Source organism: Priestia sp. P5 (genome assembly GCF_029522155.1).
In the GTDB taxonomy this organism is placed as follows: domain Bacteria; phylum Bacillota; class Bacilli; order Bacillales; family Bacillaceae_H; genus Priestia; species Priestia megaterium_E.
The window spans coordinates 74,087-88,969 of the sequence record NZ_JAKWFJ010000006.1 but is presented as its reverse complement, the minus strand read 5'-3'; the positions used below and the strand labels follow the sequence as shown (position 1 = coordinate 88,969).

Sequence of the window (14,883 nt, the reverse complement as noted above, 5' to 3'; positions counted from 1 at the left end):
CTCTGGTACAAAGATTAAACTTGTTAACAAAACGTTTTGTAGATGCAAATAGAAATTCCATTCCTAATTTCATAGTTAAAAAAAGTCCTCAATTCATGAGGACTTTTATAATTAGCATAGAGATATTTAATTTTCAAATTAGAAATTAAATATTTAACCTTCCACTAGAATGACAAAAAGGACAAACATGATGACTTGTTTGTCCTTTTCACATCGAGAAGAGTCTTATATTTCTTACACATTCTTTCTTATTATCATCTACTTGTGACCTTCATCTTCTCTAAACGGAACTTTCATAGTACTGTTTTTTTACTCCTTAATAAGTTTAACTAGATAAAAAATAATTGTTGATATATGTAAGTTTTTGAAGATAAATTAGTTGAACTAAAGGATTGAATTCCCGCCTTTCTTCTTGTATAATGAGTTCAACAGAAGTTCAACTTAAAAACGAGGTGTATAAACATGAAAATTTCACGTTTTAATAAAGACTGTGGAAACTCCGTTGATATGAATATTATTGATGGATACCTATTTGATTTCCCAACCAACGTTGTAGAACTACAAAAAGATGTTGCTGATTCATTCTTTACAGATGCGGTGACAGCACCAGAAGAATTTAAAAAGCGTATCTTACTGTCTACAACAATCGGTGACGAAGAAAAAGAACGTTATTTCTTAGTAGGTGACATCGCAGCAAGCCAACAACTTGCGAACAATCATATCAATCGTTTACATAACAAAATTACAAGCCATATTCCTTATGTAACATTTTTAGCTGCTATTGCATACTACCATGCATTGCATGCAAAAGATCAGAAAGATAACAACATTGAAATTGACTATTTCTCTACGATGTTACCAATCTGGTTATTGAAAAAAGAAAGTACCTTCGGTGAAGCTCAAAAGGCCATGGCTACTCGCTTCCTAGGTGACCATACGTTCCGTATTCATACTCCAGGATTTGAAAAAGAATTAAAGGTAACTGTAGATGAAAGTGCTTGCCTCAAAGAAGGCGAAATCGCGCGCTTTGCGTTGAAGAAAGACCTTACACTTCAAGATCGCGAAGATGCCAATGAATATGTGGAATGTGAAACTGTAATGGTTGATATCGGTGGTGGATCCATCGATGTCGTGATTTTACCGGAAGGTTTAAAAGCTGCCAACAGCCGTGAATCATTCCAAAGTATTGAAGGTATTCCCTATTTAGCTCATATTGATAAATTGCGCAAAGAAAAGTTCCCTGAGCTATTTACAGATTTACGTGCTTTTGATCAGTTTATTTTAGATAACTACAGTAAACAAAAATTCGAGTTAAAAAATGAAAACACAGGCGCATCTATCGATTTAACAGCTCAAATTACATCTTCTTTGAAAGAATATGTGGAGATTCTTCTAGCGAAGTTAAATGATGTGGCCCCACCACCGGCAAATAAGATTCGTAAATACGTATATAGTGGTGGTGTTGCTCCAACACTAGAAGTAGCAATTATGAAAAGCATGAGTGAAAAGATTGGCGAAGAACGTACAGAGAAATATCATAAAGTACCAGAAGATAGCCGTCACTTAAACTTATTTGGCCTAGAAATCCGAAGCATCGGTTACCTTCAAAAGAAACAAGCTGAGAAGAAAGCCGTTAAATCCTAACAGCGTAGGTGATAACCATGTCAGAGCGTCAAAACGCCTTTACGATTAAGACCAACCGATTGAGTGATGAAGTCTATGACGTACTTGCAAAATATGCGAAGTCTCGAAAATTAGGGGACTATATTTCATCTTTAATTGTTCGGGACCTTCATCATTCATCTACCGACCAAGTAGATTCAGGTCACAGAACAGAAGAACTTCTTGAACATATCAATTCAGAACTGAAGGAATTAAAACAATTAGCTAAGGCTAATGGCTTTATAGTCAAGCAAGAGGAGTTAGAAGACAAGCCTTCAGAAAGTCAAACCTTAAAAGAAGGTAAGATTGCAGATTTAGAGCAAGTATCTGGTTCTTTAGACGACGATGATTTGGAAGAGTATAGCGATTTTTAAAATAAAAAGCCACTAGGTATTTTAGTGGCTTTTTTGCTTTACATGTTCTATTGATTTTTAATGTATTTCTATATGTATAAAGAACCTGATCGGACTAAAAGCATAATGGTAAAGAGGATTTTATTTATGAGCAATAGCAATCAGCACGAGTACTTCTATTTATTCTAAATCCCCTCCTTACTTCTTTGTCTGAAGAACATTACTAATTAGGTGTGACAAGATACTGTATTAACAATAAAATTACTCCTAAAGTGTTAGATAGAAGGAATCGGTACAGTCATGGTATACTAATAACAAACATGGAAATGATGGAGGGTATTATGACAAAACGATTAGATTTGCGTGTCGACTTTGCATTTAAATCACTATTTGGCACACATGGAAATGAATCTATTTTAGCTGCTTTTTTGAACGCAGCACTCCGTTTTCCAGATGATAAAAAAATTCAGACGGTGCAGTTACTAGATCCGCATTTCAATAAAGAAAACCAAGAAGATAAACGCTCTATTTTAGATGTACATGCCCAGTTAGAGGATGGAAGCCGCGTCAATATTGAAATTCAGCTTAATAACAAACATGACATGGAAAAAAGAACACTCTATTACTGGTCTAAAATGTACAGTAGTCAAATGAAAGAAGGCATGGACTACGGAGAGCTTTGTAAAACGATTACCATTAACATTGTGAACTTCCGTTATTTATCTCATATTCATGATTATCACTCCACTTTTCAGTTATATGAGCGAGAGCAGAAATTACTCTTAACGGATATGCTGGAAATTCACTTTATGGAGCTACCTAAGTTATTAATAAAATGGCGTAACAGAGAGGTAGATCCACGGGAAGATCAGCTTGTGCGATGGTTATTATTACTTGAAGCATCCGAAGATGAAGAAATCACTCAGGTATTGGAGGAGATTGCGATGCAAGAAGATCAAGTATTAAAGAAAGCAATGGACGAGTGGGAACGTGTTAGCCAAGATCCGGAAGTGCTACTAGCATATGAAGCACGAAGAAAAGCATTATTAGATGAAAAGTCAGCTTTAAAACGAGCTGAGAAACTTGGAGAAGAAAAAGGAAAACAAATAGGTGAAGAAATAGGCGAAAAGAAAGGGATCATAAAGGTGGCCTTAAGTATGATTCAAAAGGGTTTAGATACCCAAACAATCGCTGAATTTACAAACCTTACACCAGAAGAAATTGATAAATTACGTCACCAATAATCATAATTAAAAAAGAGACTGCCTAACAAATTAATTTGTTAGGCAGTCTCTTTTTTAACTTCCTCATTATCAGTACATCTAATTTGAAGTTTATTGTAATTGAGTTAGCTTATATTTATTATGCAGCGTACTAAATGTTATTGCGTACTATAGTAGGAAAATATAAGTCTTATATTTTTTATTAAATTGAAGACCTTTTCTTATATATCCCCTTTTAAGTTGCACTAGCATTTTTCTTTTTTTTCACAGGTAATCCGTACTTATTAGAGTTTTCTTTTATTTTTTTTGCGATTTCTTGTGCTTCTTCTTTCGTCATTTTCATACAAAAGACTCCTCTCATGTTCTAGTATTATAAGTTTTTTCCACTATCTCAAAAAAATATACATGCTCCTCCCTCCCCTGCCATATACATGTTTTAGGTATGTACAAAAAGTCATTGTCCTAGAGATAATTTTAGATTTTAGGAGTGATTATGTGAGAGTAGAAGATAGGAAAAGAAAAATTCGAAGTGACAAAAAACGAGATGTAAAACCATCACTTCCAATTGATCTTAAAGAATGTGTTTATCGATTGTCGTACATTACAAATACGCCTGTAAAAAATGTAATTGAATCAATTTGTATATCAGGACTTGCTTCTTCAAAAGTAATGGACTACCTATCAAATTATTTTAGAAGAGGATTTAGCTTTGGCAGCACTGTGTATATGGGAGATATGTCCAAAGAGCCAATTAGACATCTATACAAGAATATTGAGAAAGAGCGTGTCTCTACGCGCTTAAAAGATGGACATGGAGAAACGTATGATATTCTGAAACGATTAGCTTATGCTTTAGATTGCTCTCCAGCATTAGCAGCATCTTTCTTAATTGAGGCTAGTATCAGGAATTCTGATTTTGTTGATGAATACATGACTCGTCATTTAGAAGAAGAATTGGACCAGGGAAGAGTAAAGGAATTAAAAGAGGTGTTAAAATTCATTAATAAAAATAACCCTTATAAAGAAGAGTACAGTCTACACAATTTGATCTCTTATATTATGGATGAATTAAAAGTAGGAGCAACTAGCTTAGGGTCTTCTGTACAAAACTGGTTAGAAAGTATACAACATAAAAGATAGGTCGACTTAAAAAACCTTTGAATTTACGATTCAAAGGTTTTTTGCATGTCTTTTATTTCGTTAAATAAAATTTTTGCGCCTAATGGACTTAGAACTAAGTTATTTGCATATCTACGGTTTTGAGGCGTTATCTCACCTGTAATCAGACATTCATTAGATTCTTTGTATTTTTTTATCTCTATATGATCATCTTCCAATAAAATCTCTACTTCATCATCTTTACCTATATCCAGTAGCTTTCTTAGCTCAATAGGAACCACTATACGCCCTACTGCATCTATCTTTCTCAACGTACTTAGTCCCTGCATGCTGACTCTCCTTTTATATGTTCATAAGCATAACTTTCATATTATACTATAAATGTATAAATTAACCTATAGTAATTTTATAAAACAGAGTTCAAGGTACAAGTTTATAATTTCTTCTTAAATTGATCTTTTACATAAATACATGTGCGATCATGGTCAAGGGAAAAGAAATGATCCTGTTTGGGATACACTTTTACTCCACAAGAGGGACAGCTGGTTTAGTAACCGTTGAAGATATTTTAGAAGAAATCGTAGGAGAAATCCATGACGAATTTGATTCTGATGAAGTAATCGATAGGCAAAAAATTGGTGAACGTCACTATATTTTTAATGGAAAAGTATTAGTAAGAGACGTAAACACACTAATGGAAACGAACATTGAAACTGATAAGGTCGATACGATAGGTGGATGGATCTTATCTCAGAAAATAGACGTTAAGTTACATGAAGCCCTTGTGTATAATGATTTTGAGTTTACTGTGAGAGAACTTGATGGGCGAAATATCCGAACCATCGAGGTAGTAAATAAACAGCATTCTTTGAGCTTAGCTAAATAAGAAATAAAAAGACCTTTATAATGCATAAGGGTCTTTTTATTTCTAATGACATGAATTATTTTAACTATAAAAATATACTTTTATGGATGCTTTTCATTTATCAAAGTAAATGAAAAGCTTCTACATCATTTTAGTAAAGGATCTATTTAGAGTGTCATGTTGGTCCTCTTTGTCTAGATTATTTAAGGAACCTATATATTAATTACCTATGTATATTGAAACCTGCTTACTTCCCGTTATTCCAAAGAAAGAATGTTAAATCTGCTTCACACACAATAGTATTATCTACTTTAGCGATGCCATGAGCTTTTGCAACAGCTCCTCGGACGCGTGTCATTTCTACTTCTAAGTATAATTGATCCCCTGGACGAACTTGTTTCTTAAAACGACAATTTTCAATACCAGTTAAAAGGCCTATCTTTTCATGATTTTCTTCTTTTTGTAACATTATAATTCCACTTACTTGAGCCAAAGCTTCAACAATTAATACACCTGGCATAACCGAATAGTCAGGAAAATGCCCATTGAAGAACTCCTCATTAGCTGTAACATTCTTAACCCCAATTGCATTTTCTCCTTCTTTTAATTCAATAATTGTATCTATCAGTAAAAAAGGATAACGATGGGGTATAATTCTTTGAATTTCTTGGATATCCAGCACAACTTTTCTCCTTCTAAATATTACTTTTTAATTCTTCAAATACTTTTGAGATCACTTCGTTTGTTGTTTCCGTAGCAGCTTCTTTATCTTTATTCATTTTAGGCACATGAATAGCATCTCCTAAAATGATAAACCTTTTTTTTCTTCCTAATAAGGCTTTTATGGTATGAGGTCCTACATATACTGCTGGTATAATAGGAACACTTCCCCTTGAAGCAATATGAATAGCTCCGTTTTTTAACGCTTTCTCTTCTGAGTTTCTCGTTCCACTTGGAAAAATCCCAACTACTTGTTTCTTTTTTAGTAACTGCAACGGTGTTTTTAAAACACTAGGTCCAGGATTACTTCGATCTACGGGAAACGCATTTAATTTGGTCAGAAGATTCTTGACTAAAGGCTTGCTAAATAACTCTTTTTTCGCCATGAAGTGAATAGGAATGGGATATAACGCTATGCCTAAACACACTACATCTATCCAACTTTTATGCGTACAAACAACAATAAACGGATCATTTTGAGGAAGTTTTTCTTTGTTTACTGTTTTCATTCTTCCGTTCATCAAAAATAGTATAAGCTGTAGAAATCTTGTTGCAAAGGTATACATTGATTATTTACTCCTTACCTAAATCCCATTTAATGATATGACCTGCGTGGGTAAGGCCTCCTCCAAATCCGTAGAGTAAGAGAACGTCTCCATCTTTTAATTTCCCTTCGTTTATCCCTATTTGTAGTGCTAGAGGAATGGAAACAGAAGAAGTATTTCCCCTGTACTCAACACTAGTTAATGTCTTCTCAACTGGAAACTCGGATCTTTCACATATAGACTCAACCATTCGTAAATTGGCACTGTGTGGAACGAACCAATTTACTTCACTCTTTTGTAGATTTGCTTGTTCGAGCAGTTCAGACATACCTAAAGGAATTGTTCGAGATGCCCACTTGTATACTTCTCTTCCGTTTTGCACCATCTTTCCACTTGAACTTAAAGGTTGTCCATGCATGGTAGTAGATAAATTGGTACGGTATACATGTTTACCTCCCTTTCCATTTGTACCAATATGCGTAGCAATAAAACTTGGGCGCTCTGCATCACTTTCCACCAAAACAGCTGCAGCCCCATCCCCAAATAGAACACATGTAGTACGATCTGTGTAATCTGTAACCTTCGATAACGTTTCTGCAGTTACGACTAAAACTTTATGATGAAGTCCAGATGTAATAAAGGCGTTTGCCATGTGTAATCCATATGTAAAACCAGCACAGGTAGCGTTAAAGTCTAAAGCCCCGGTTGTAGGAATATCAAAGTAATCTTGTATTTGGGCTGCTACGCTGGGAAATGCATAGTCCGGTGTTGTAGTTGAGACAATGATACATCCTACATCCTTTAAATCTTTCTGATATTGCTCCACTAAGTTTTCAATTGCTTTAATAGCTAGGTCAGAAGAATATTCGTTTTCATCAGCAATTCTTCTTTCTTTCATGCCAGTTCGTTTCACAATCCATTCATCGTTCGTATCTACAATTCGTTCTAAATCGTCATTGGTAAGTCTTTTTTCTGGTACGTATGTACCTATTGCTGTAATACGTGCAGTTGATTTCATTGTATTCACCCTTCTTTATTATCAAGATATATGAATTGATATTAGTACTAGGTGCTAAAAAAGTCAATGACTTTATATGAAAAAATTGTAAAATTAGTATATACAAGCCTAATAATAAAACATAAACACCTGTGCTGATTCATTCTAGGAAAGAGTAAACTAGAAATACAAAAAGGTCCCTTATTAAATTTTAAGGAACCTTTTTTGTTTAATTATCTAAGTTTCTTTTCAACAATTTCATCCTGAAGTTTTTCAATAAAACTATCTAAATTGAAAGTTTCAGACTTTTCTTCACCGTGTTTTCGTACGTTTACGGAGTTGCTTTCCATTTCCTTATCTCCTAATACCAAAATATAAGGAACCTTCGCCACTTGAGCTTCTCGAATCTTATATCCGAGCTTTTGTTCTCGATTGTCTAATTCTACTCGAATCCCTTTATTCCCTAGAGCTGCTTTAATCTCTTGTGCATATTCCTGATGAACTTTTAGGGACACTGGAATAACCTTTACTTGTACAGGTGCCAACCATGTTGGGAAGACGCCTCCAAAGTGTTCAATTAAAATGCCAAAGAAACGGTCAAGAGATCCAAAAATAGCTCGGTGAATTACCACTGGACGCTGTTTTTCGTTCTTTTCGTTAATATAATTCAAATCAAATTTTTCTGGTAGCTGGAAGTCTAATTGAATTGTTGCACATTGATGACTTCTTTTTAAGGCATCTTTAATATGAAAATCTATTTTAGGACCATAAAATGCTCCGTCGCCTTCATTCAATTTATAATCAAAGTTCAACTTTTTTAATACGTTTTCTAAGGAGTTTTCAGCAAGTTCCCATAAGCTATCCTCTCCCATGGAGTCTTCTGGTCGAGTTGAAAGTTCTATACTATATTCAAAACCAAATGTTTTATAGATATAATCCACTAATTCAATGACCGATTTAATTTCACTTTCAATTTGTTCAGGAGTAACAAAGATATGAGCATCGTCCTGACAAAACGTACGAACTCTTAATAATCCATTGAGAGCTCCACTAAATTCATGACGATGAACTTGACCGAATTCTCCCATGCGAATTGGTAAATCTCTATAGGAATGGAGCTTATTTTTAAAGATAAGCATATGGCCAGGACAGTTCATAGGCTTTAATGCAAATTTAGCGTTATCAACTTCTGAAAAATACATATTATCCTTGTAATGATCCCAATGACCAGACTTTTCCCATAATTGTTGATTCATCATAAAAGGAGTACGTACTTCTTCGTAATTATGCTTTTCTTGAACGGATCGTAGGAATTGCTCCAGCTGATTTTTAACCATTTGTCCTTTAGCTAGATAAAAAGGCATTCCAGGTGCTTCATCAGAAAACATAAATAATTCTAGTTCATTTCCTAACTTTCGATGATCTCTTTTAGCTGCCTCTTCTAAAAATAGTACATACTCATTTAACTGTTTTTGAGAACGGAAAGCTACGCCATATACACGTTGTAACATTTGGTTATCGCTGTTACCTCTCCAGTATGCTCCTGATACTTTTGTTAATTTAAACGCCTTAACCATTCCAGTAGAAGGTAGGTGAGGGCCACGACATAAATCGAAAAATTCCCCTTGTTTATAAATTGTAACTGTTTCATTCATAGGAATATCACGTAATAACTCTAGTTTCAACTCATCGTTTATTTCGCTAAATATTTTTTCAGCTTCACTGCGTGTCACTTCAGTACGTTCAATAGGGTGATTTTCATTAATAATTTTCTTCATTTCATGTTCAAGTTGTAGTAACTCATTAGAAGCAATCGTTGTAGAAAGATCCATATCGTAATAAAATCCATCTTCAATAACTGGGCCTACACCTAACTTCACATTCTTATGTACTCTTTTTACTGCCTGAGCAAGTATGTGAGCTGTTGTATGCCTCATAATTTCTAGACCTTCGTCAGAATCTAATGTTAAGATTTCGATTTCTGCATCTTGATTAATTGATCGATGCAAGTCATATAATTCTCCATTTACTTTACCCGCAATGGCTTTCTTCTTTAGGCTAGAACTAATGGATTCTGCAATAGCATGTAATGTAATACCTTTTGAAAATTCTTTCTCATTTCCATCTAAAAAACGAATTTGAACCAAATCTTTACTCATGATAACCTCTCCTATTTAAATAAAGTCAAAAAAAAACATACTCGTCCCTAAGTAAGGGACGAGTATGTTTTCACACGTGGTACCACCCAAATTCCCATCAATATAAATATATCAATGGCTCTGGTGCTGTAACGTCGCAAACGTTATTAATTACTACTAGTTCACTAATAAAGCTCCAAGGTGGTAAATTATTTCTCTTTCTTAAGGGCTCACAGCCAAAGACCCTATTCTCTGTAAAGAAGTGTAAAAATAATTCATGTCCTTTTCGTTGCTTACCTATTTATTTTTGAACATAAAAAACCGCACTCATCCCTCTAACAGGGACGAGTGCGGTCGTGGTACCACCCTAATTTTATAAAACACTACAAGTGTTATATTCTCAAAAAGATAACGGATTTCCCGATTGCGGTTACTCTATCTACATATTTCCCCACAATAGCTCCAAGGTGGTAAATTATTTCTCTTTCTTAAGGGCTCACAGCCAAAGGCCCTATTCTCTGTAAAGAAATATAAAAATAATTCGTGTCCTTTTCAACGCTCAACATGTTCATTTCCAATAAATAGAATTATAATTTATATTATTTGTAAATGTCAATACTTAATTCTAAATATGTAATTAATTAGAATTAATTTATGTTTCAGATATGCACGTAAATTTCTCCCTAAAAACTAATTTAGAGGAGCTGGCATATGCATAAAAAATGAGACCTACACAAACATAAAGTAATTTACGTAATCCTATTTTGTTGAGTTAGAAAAATAGCAAAATAAAAAGCAACCCCGACATGGCGGACGAGGTTGCTTCTTCATGATTCAAACTTAGTGAAGAATCATAGCATAGCACCGTAAACAATAATATCATATTTTTACCATATATACTATATTTTACATTTTTACATATGAATAAAAGGTGCACTTTTTATTCATTCGTTTGGGTTATGCCCTAGTATGAAACCCTTACGCGTCAAGGATGTATAAAAAGCTGCATAACTCATAATTGAGACCTCTTTCGAACCCTTACTCCCATAAGGGTTCTCTTTTTTGATGTGTTCCGGAAAGAGTGATTATGTTAACTAACTTTGTATAGAGTATACAGCTTAAAAATCGAAAAAACCTATCTCTTCCCAATCCAAAGAGGTAGGTTTTTTCTGCTCTATTGCAGTAAGGATTTTCGCTGATGCCTCACGGCGTCTTGTGTAATTTGCTCAAAATATTAGATTTTATTATTTTTCTTTTGCTATTTCTTTTCTGTTAGGAGCAAGTGGTGGTTGTTCTAACCATTTATTTTTTACCATAATATCAAACCATTTTTTTGTGACCATTAAATTTTTTAGGATAACACCTTCATAAGCAGCTACAAGATCTGTTCGCATAGCTGACGCTAAACCTGTTCCATGATAGGCTTGCGCAGCTTGGAATAAAAATCCAATATGATACATCATTAATTTATCAGAAAAAGGAGCGTCTGTTGAAGTTGTTACTTCTGTCTCCCATGATTTAGGAATTGGTAAATTATCAGCGTGCATGATTTTTGAAAAGGATTGTATTTGTTCGTCAGCTGTTTTTTCCGAATCCTCTAAAAATTTTCTCACTTCTTTTGATTGAGCGACCTGACTAAATCCAATAGAAAGAGTTTTAGCCATAATGCTTTTTTTAAGGTTGAAAGAAATACTTATGATTTCTAGTGCCGTCAAACGTCTGCCTTTTCCGAAAAAACCATCCGTAAAATCCTGGCTAGAAATATATTCAGGATTCGCAGTAGGATAAAAATAAGGGTCCCTCTGAAACTCCCCTTTTTCAAGTAATAATTCAATCGTTTGATGATACATTTTTTTTGCATCGTTATCACATGAATCGTAGAAATGGCGTAAGTCTTCTCTGACAGAAACACCTAATGAGGTTGTATGTCCTAGCAAGCCATGCAACGTCATGATATGTAAATAATTTAAGCAGAATATGTCCGTGAACAATCTCTTAGTACCTTTATTAAGATCAGACTCAGTAAATCCAATTGGAACTGGAAACCCTTCGCTCTCTATAAAAGCTACAATTTGTTTTTTTTGTTTTGCGAAGGTCTTGATAGCATCTTCAAAAACGGCCTTTATTGACTCGTCCTCAATAATAGAGAACATATATCGATTTACTATATCCGTCATTGTTCCGTTTACATACTCTCCCCATAGTGTCCCTATTTCAGAAGATGTGAGTTTTAACTTATTCTTATCCACATTATCACCTCTTGGATAATATTTACTAACTTAATAATAGATATGAATTTTTTCTTAACAAAAAAGGTTTTCAGTATGTAATTTCCGATAAATGGTTTTATGTTAACTAATTCTACATGTCGTATAAAGATTATCCACTTCTTATTTTGAGGCTTTTAACTGTTAATAAATAGGTGATAACTGGATTATTTGCCCTAAAACTTGAGAAGCAGAACTATTAGGATAAAAATTAGTATCGTATAGTATTAACCACTCAAGGGTACAAAATTTTACTCTTTACTGACAATATGCTGTTAGTAATTTGTTGGGAGTTATTTAACAAAAAAGCTTCTAATAGTAAGAGCTTTTCATCCTTTTGTTCACCTCTTTGACTGCCTGTGAGTCAACCTGATATACCGATAAATAGTGCTCTCTATACTATTATTTATCATGCCTCTAAATCTTCTGTGTATAAGGAATTATTTAGTTCCATAAAAAATCTCAGCAGAGCTAATTAAAGAACGCGACAGTATCTAATTAGAAAACTGCAAATTGTTTTCTTATATAAGAAAGTGGTATTATTAGATAAGAAAATAAAAAAGTCTACCTATAGGAAGGGTGACAAAGGTTTTTATGTTAGATGAAAAAAATCATCCGAGAGAAGGAAAAAGAGGACGTCCTCTAGATTTGTCGCGTAATAAAGTAATACTTGAAACAACTTTAGACCTATTAGCAGAAAATGGATATGAATCCTTAACAATAGATGCAGTTGCTATCAAAGCAAAAGTAGGAAAAGGAACCATTTATAGACGTTGGTCTTCTAAAATGGACCTTGTCATTGACGCCGCCACGTTAATGAGCCCTTTCGAGATATCAGTAAAAGAACTGAATACAAATCAAGACTTGAGAGGACAATTGATTGATTTACTCACACTATTCTTTCAGCAAGATAATAAAAAATATCAGAAAGCTACTAGTGCGATTTGTAATGCTGTTAACGAAAAATTAGAACAAGGTATACGTGAGGCTTTTTACTGGCGTTACAGAAGCGCGATTGAATCAATTCTCGAGCCTTATATAAAGGAAAATTTAATTACTGATGGTGATTTGGAACTCATGGCAGATATTGGCCCTGCACTACTTATGTATAAAATTCAATTTAAAAACCAATCTAATGATTCTCATTACATCGAGCGACTCGTTGATAAATTAATGATGCCTCTTGTGTCATTAAAAAAAGTGTAAACAATCCCATATTGAAGAGAATTATAAAACCTAGCACATATATGATATGTGCTAGGTTTTATAATTATTAGTATTCGATTCCATCAAATATCTCTAAATGACTTTTTTCAAAACGTCCAAGTTTATGAAAAAACTGTATAGAGTTAAAAATCACATCGTACATGCTTATAAAATCGAGATTTACTACCATGTAGTCTTATAATTCATTTTGCCATGATTCCTTTTGGGGAACCTATTTGTTTAACTAAACAGAGTCGTTGTTTTTATTAATAATCTTATTTTCCGAAAAATCTTTCTATTAATTCTTCTACTGTTGGTATGTCTTTTATGATATCGATACCATTATTTACAGAGATTATCCCTTCATCGAATTTCCCTTCTAACATTCCAGTCCTAAAACCACCTGTGATGTCCGAAGATGTATCTTCATTATTCTCATGTTTTTTGAGAATTATTTCTGCCTTTTTGGTTAGTATTGAGCGCAATGTCTTTACGATAAATGCCATATCCTCATGGCCTGAATCTAGGATTGCTTGTTTCGTTTCTCTTGCTGATGGCGCTTCTTTCGTCGCAATAAATCTTGTCCCAATATACACGCCTTCTGCTCCCAACGCAAAGGCTGCTTTTACCCCACGTGAATCGTTAATTCCACCTGCTGCTAACACTGGAATATTTACTGAATCAACCATCGTAGGTACCACTGTAAAGGTACCGACAGATTTTGCTGGTAAACCTCCTCCTTCATCATATCCCGTAGCAACTAATAAATCTGCGCCCATTCTCTCTGCTATTTTCATTATTTCGGGTGTTGGAGTTATTGGTCTGTATATGATTACTCCATTATGTTCTTTTATTTTATCGAACAGTACTTTATTTGCTTCTCCTACAATCGCAAAATATTTTATTTTTTCCTCGAATGCTACTCTCAATAATTCATTATAGAAAGGATTATCTTTATCTCTTTCTTCCCCACTTGAAATAATATTTAATCCAAATGAATTACTTGTTAGTTCTCTTGTTTTTCTTATTTCATTTCGCATTCTTTCTGCGGTTTCCTTTGGATCACTCGTTAATGTTTTTTGTCCAGCATTTGGCCCTAATATTCCTAATCCTCCTGCATTTGCTACTGCGGCTACTAATTGTGCATCTGTATTCCATGACATAGGGGCTTGTATTAAGGGATATTTTGTATTTAATATTTCCGTTACTCTATTTTTCATGTTGTTTCTCACTCTCCAAATTCCTGAATTATAGAACTTAAAAGTTCCACAAATGAATCTTAGCAAAAAAAATTACGGTACGCAACATTATCGTATTTAAATTTTTTGTTTATTGATCAAATCATAGGTTTTCTTATCTAGGTTTCAATAATTGATTTCATTACTTTGTAATATGCCATTATTTAGAGTTAACAAATGACCTATAAAACGTGAAAAGAGCCTGAATTCCTTAGAAACAGGCTCTTTTTGACTTTAAATATATACTTTTTTTGCTTCTACGTTTAAAGGCAAAATACAAGCTTCCTTCATAAGATTTATCTATTTCTGGTTAAATTTACTACCTTCTTCCTTTGAGTCTCACAATTCCTTCAACTTTGCTAAGCTGGTGTTTTTAAAAAGGTGAAGTATTTAAAAGGTGATTTACAACTATTTATATTCTTATATATGATTGGAATTTTTGAGGAGTTTTCTTCTAGTATTGATATTTAGTTAAGTAAGCTCTGAATAAGAATGCCATAATTTATAAAGTCGATTACATAATAAGATATGTAATCGGCTTCAAAATTCG

General features: G+C 33.8%; 13 protein-coding genes and 2 other annotated features. Of the genes, 6 read left to right on the top strand and 7 right to left on the bottom strand.

What is annotated here, in order from left to right:
• Positions 1–462 precede the first annotated feature (462 nt).
• From MMB69_RS25320 to MMB69_RS25305, 4 genes are all read left to right on the top strand, one after another.
• Entirely contained in the window at positions 463–1,644 is a 1,182-nt protein-coding gene (locus tag MMB69_RS25320; protein WP_277448633.1) for an Alp7A family actin-like protein, read from the top strand.
• Positions 1,645–1,661: 17 nt separating this feature from the next.
• Positions 1,662–2,036, top strand: a complete 375-nt coding sequence (locus MMB69_RS25315; protein WP_098113213.1) for a hypothetical protein — start codon at positions 1,662–1,664, stop codon at positions 2,034–2,036.
• A 320-nt stretch (positions 2,037–2,356) separates the two neighbouring features.
• Positions 2,357–3,259, top strand: a complete 903-nt coding sequence (locus tag MMB69_RS25310) for an Rpn family recombination-promoting nuclease/putative transposase (RefSeq protein WP_047751996.1) — start codon at positions 2,357–2,359, stop codon at positions 3,257–3,259.
• 474 nt (positions 3,260–3,733) lie between these two features.
• Entirely contained in the window at positions 3,734–4,378 is a 645-nt protein-coding gene (locus MMB69_RS25305) for a hypothetical protein (protein ID WP_277448632.1), read from the top strand.
• 23 nt (positions 4,379–4,401) lie between these two features.
• Here MMB69_RS25305 and MMB69_RS25300 read toward each other — a convergent pair whose 3' ends face one another.
• Positions 4,402–4,686: an AbrB/MazE/SpoVT family DNA-binding domain-containing protein gene (locus MMB69_RS25300; protein WP_277448631.1), complete on the bottom strand. Its 285-nt coding sequence runs from the start codon at positions 4,684–4,686 to the stop codon at positions 4,402–4,404.
• Positions 4,687–4,856: 170 nt separating this feature from the next.
• Here MMB69_RS25300 and MMB69_RS25295 point away from each other — a divergent pair, with 170 nt between their 5' ends.
• On the top strand, positions 4,857–5,243 hold the full coding sequence (locus MMB69_RS25295) for a transporter associated domain-containing protein (protein ID WP_277448630.1): 387 nt from the start codon (positions 4,857–4,859) through the stop codon (positions 5,241–5,243).
• Positions 5,244–5,469: 226 nt separating this feature from the next.
• On the opposite strand, the gene fabZ is transcribed toward MMB69_RS25295, so the two are convergent.
• The 5 genes from fabZ to MMB69_RS25270 all read right to left on the bottom strand — a co-directional run bounded on the left by fabZ (position 5,470) and on the right by MMB69_RS25270 (position 11,871).
• Positions 5,470–5,904 carry a 3-hydroxyacyl-ACP dehydratase FabZ gene (fabZ, locus tag MMB69_RS25290; protein WP_277448629.1) on the bottom strand — a complete coding sequence of 145 codons (435 nt, stop codon included), beginning with the start codon at positions 5,902–5,904 and terminating at the stop codon, positions 5,470–5,472.
• Positions 5,905–5,917: 13 nt separating this feature from the next.
• Positions 5,918–6,508 carry a lysophospholipid acyltransferase family protein gene (locus MMB69_RS25285; protein WP_277448628.1) on the bottom strand — a complete coding sequence of 197 codons (591 nt, stop codon included), beginning with the start codon at positions 6,506–6,508 and terminating at the stop codon, positions 5,918–5,920.
• Between the two features lie 7 nt (positions 6,509–6,515).
• Entirely contained in the window at positions 6,516–7,505 is a 990-nt protein-coding gene (locus MMB69_RS25280) for a ketoacyl-ACP synthase III (protein ID WP_277448627.1), read from the bottom strand.
• Between the two features lie 212 nt (positions 7,506–7,717).
• A complete protein-coding gene (gene thrS / locus MMB69_RS25275) occupies positions 7,718–9,643 on the bottom strand; it encodes a threonine--tRNA ligase (protein ID WP_277448625.1) in 1,926 nt (641 codons plus the stop codon).
• A gap of 51 nt (positions 9,644–9,694) precedes the next feature.
• Positions 9,695–9,921 (bottom strand) — a binding site (T-box leader).
• A gap of 38 nt (positions 9,922–9,959) precedes the next feature.
• Positions 9,960–10,187: a binding site (T-box leader), on the bottom strand.
• A 679-nt stretch (positions 10,188–10,866) separates the two neighbouring features.
• On the bottom strand, positions 10,867–11,871 hold the full coding sequence (locus MMB69_RS25270) for a DUF3231 family protein (RefSeq protein ID WP_263034854.1): 1,005 nt from the start codon (positions 11,869–11,871) through the stop codon (positions 10,867–10,869).
• A 612-nt stretch (positions 11,872–12,483) separates the two neighbouring features.
• Here MMB69_RS25270 and MMB69_RS25265 point away from each other — a divergent pair.
• A complete protein-coding gene (locus MMB69_RS25265) occupies positions 12,484–13,095 on the top strand; it encodes a TetR/AcrR family transcriptional regulator (RefSeq protein WP_263034365.1) in 612 nt (203 codons plus the stop codon).
• Positions 13,096–13,370: 275 nt separating this feature from the next.
• On the opposite strand, the gene MMB69_RS25260 is transcribed toward MMB69_RS25265, so the two are convergent.
• Positions 13,371–14,315, bottom strand: coding sequence for an NAD(P)H-dependent flavin oxidoreductase (locus MMB69_RS25260; RefSeq protein ID WP_263034364.1), 945 nt, complete (start codon positions 14,313–14,315; stop codon positions 13,371–13,373).
• Positions 14,316–14,883 lie beyond the last annotated feature (568 nt).

What these genes read in the sequence shown, in the direction of transcription:
- MMB69_RS25280 (WP_277448627.1), bottom strand. Translation starts at nt 7,505, where the DNA reads ATGAAATCAACTGCACGTATTACAGCAATAGGTACATACGTACCAGAA.
- MMB69_RS25320 (WP_277448633.1), top strand. Translation starts at nt 463, where the DNA reads ATGAAAATTTCACGTTTTAATAAAGACTGTGGAAACTCCGTTGATATG.
- MMB69_RS25260 (WP_263034364.1), bottom strand. Translation starts at nt 14,315, where the DNA reads ATGAAAAATAGAGTAACGGAAATATTAAATACAAAATATCCCTTAATA.
- MMB69_RS25310 (WP_047751996.1), top strand. Translation starts at nt 2,357, where the DNA reads ATGACAAAACGATTAGATTTGCGTGTCGACTTTGCATTTAAATCACTA.
- MMB69_RS25300 (WP_277448631.1), bottom strand. Translation starts at nt 4,686, where the DNA reads ATGCAGGGACTAAGTACGTTGAGAAAGATAGATGCAGTAGGGCGTATA.
- MMB69_RS25315 (WP_098113213.1), top strand. Translation starts at nt 1,662, where the DNA reads ATGTCAGAGCGTCAAAACGCCTTTACGATTAAGACCAACCGATTGAGT.
- MMB69_RS25265 (WP_263034365.1), top strand. Translation starts at nt 12,484, where the DNA reads ATGTTAGATGAAAAAAATCATCCGAGAGAAGGAAAAAGAGGACGTCCT.
- thrS (WP_277448625.1), bottom strand. Translation starts at nt 9,643, where the DNA reads ATGAGTAAAGATTTGGTTCAAATTCGTTTTTTAGATGGAAATGAGAAA.
- MMB69_RS25295 (WP_277448630.1), top strand. Translation starts at nt 4,857, where the DNA reads ATGATCCTGTTTGGGATACACTTTTACTCCACAAGAGGGACAGCTGGT.
- MMB69_RS25285 (WP_277448628.1), bottom strand. Translation starts at nt 6,508, where the DNA reads ATGTATACCTTTGCAACAAGATTTCTACAGCTTATACTATTTTTGATG.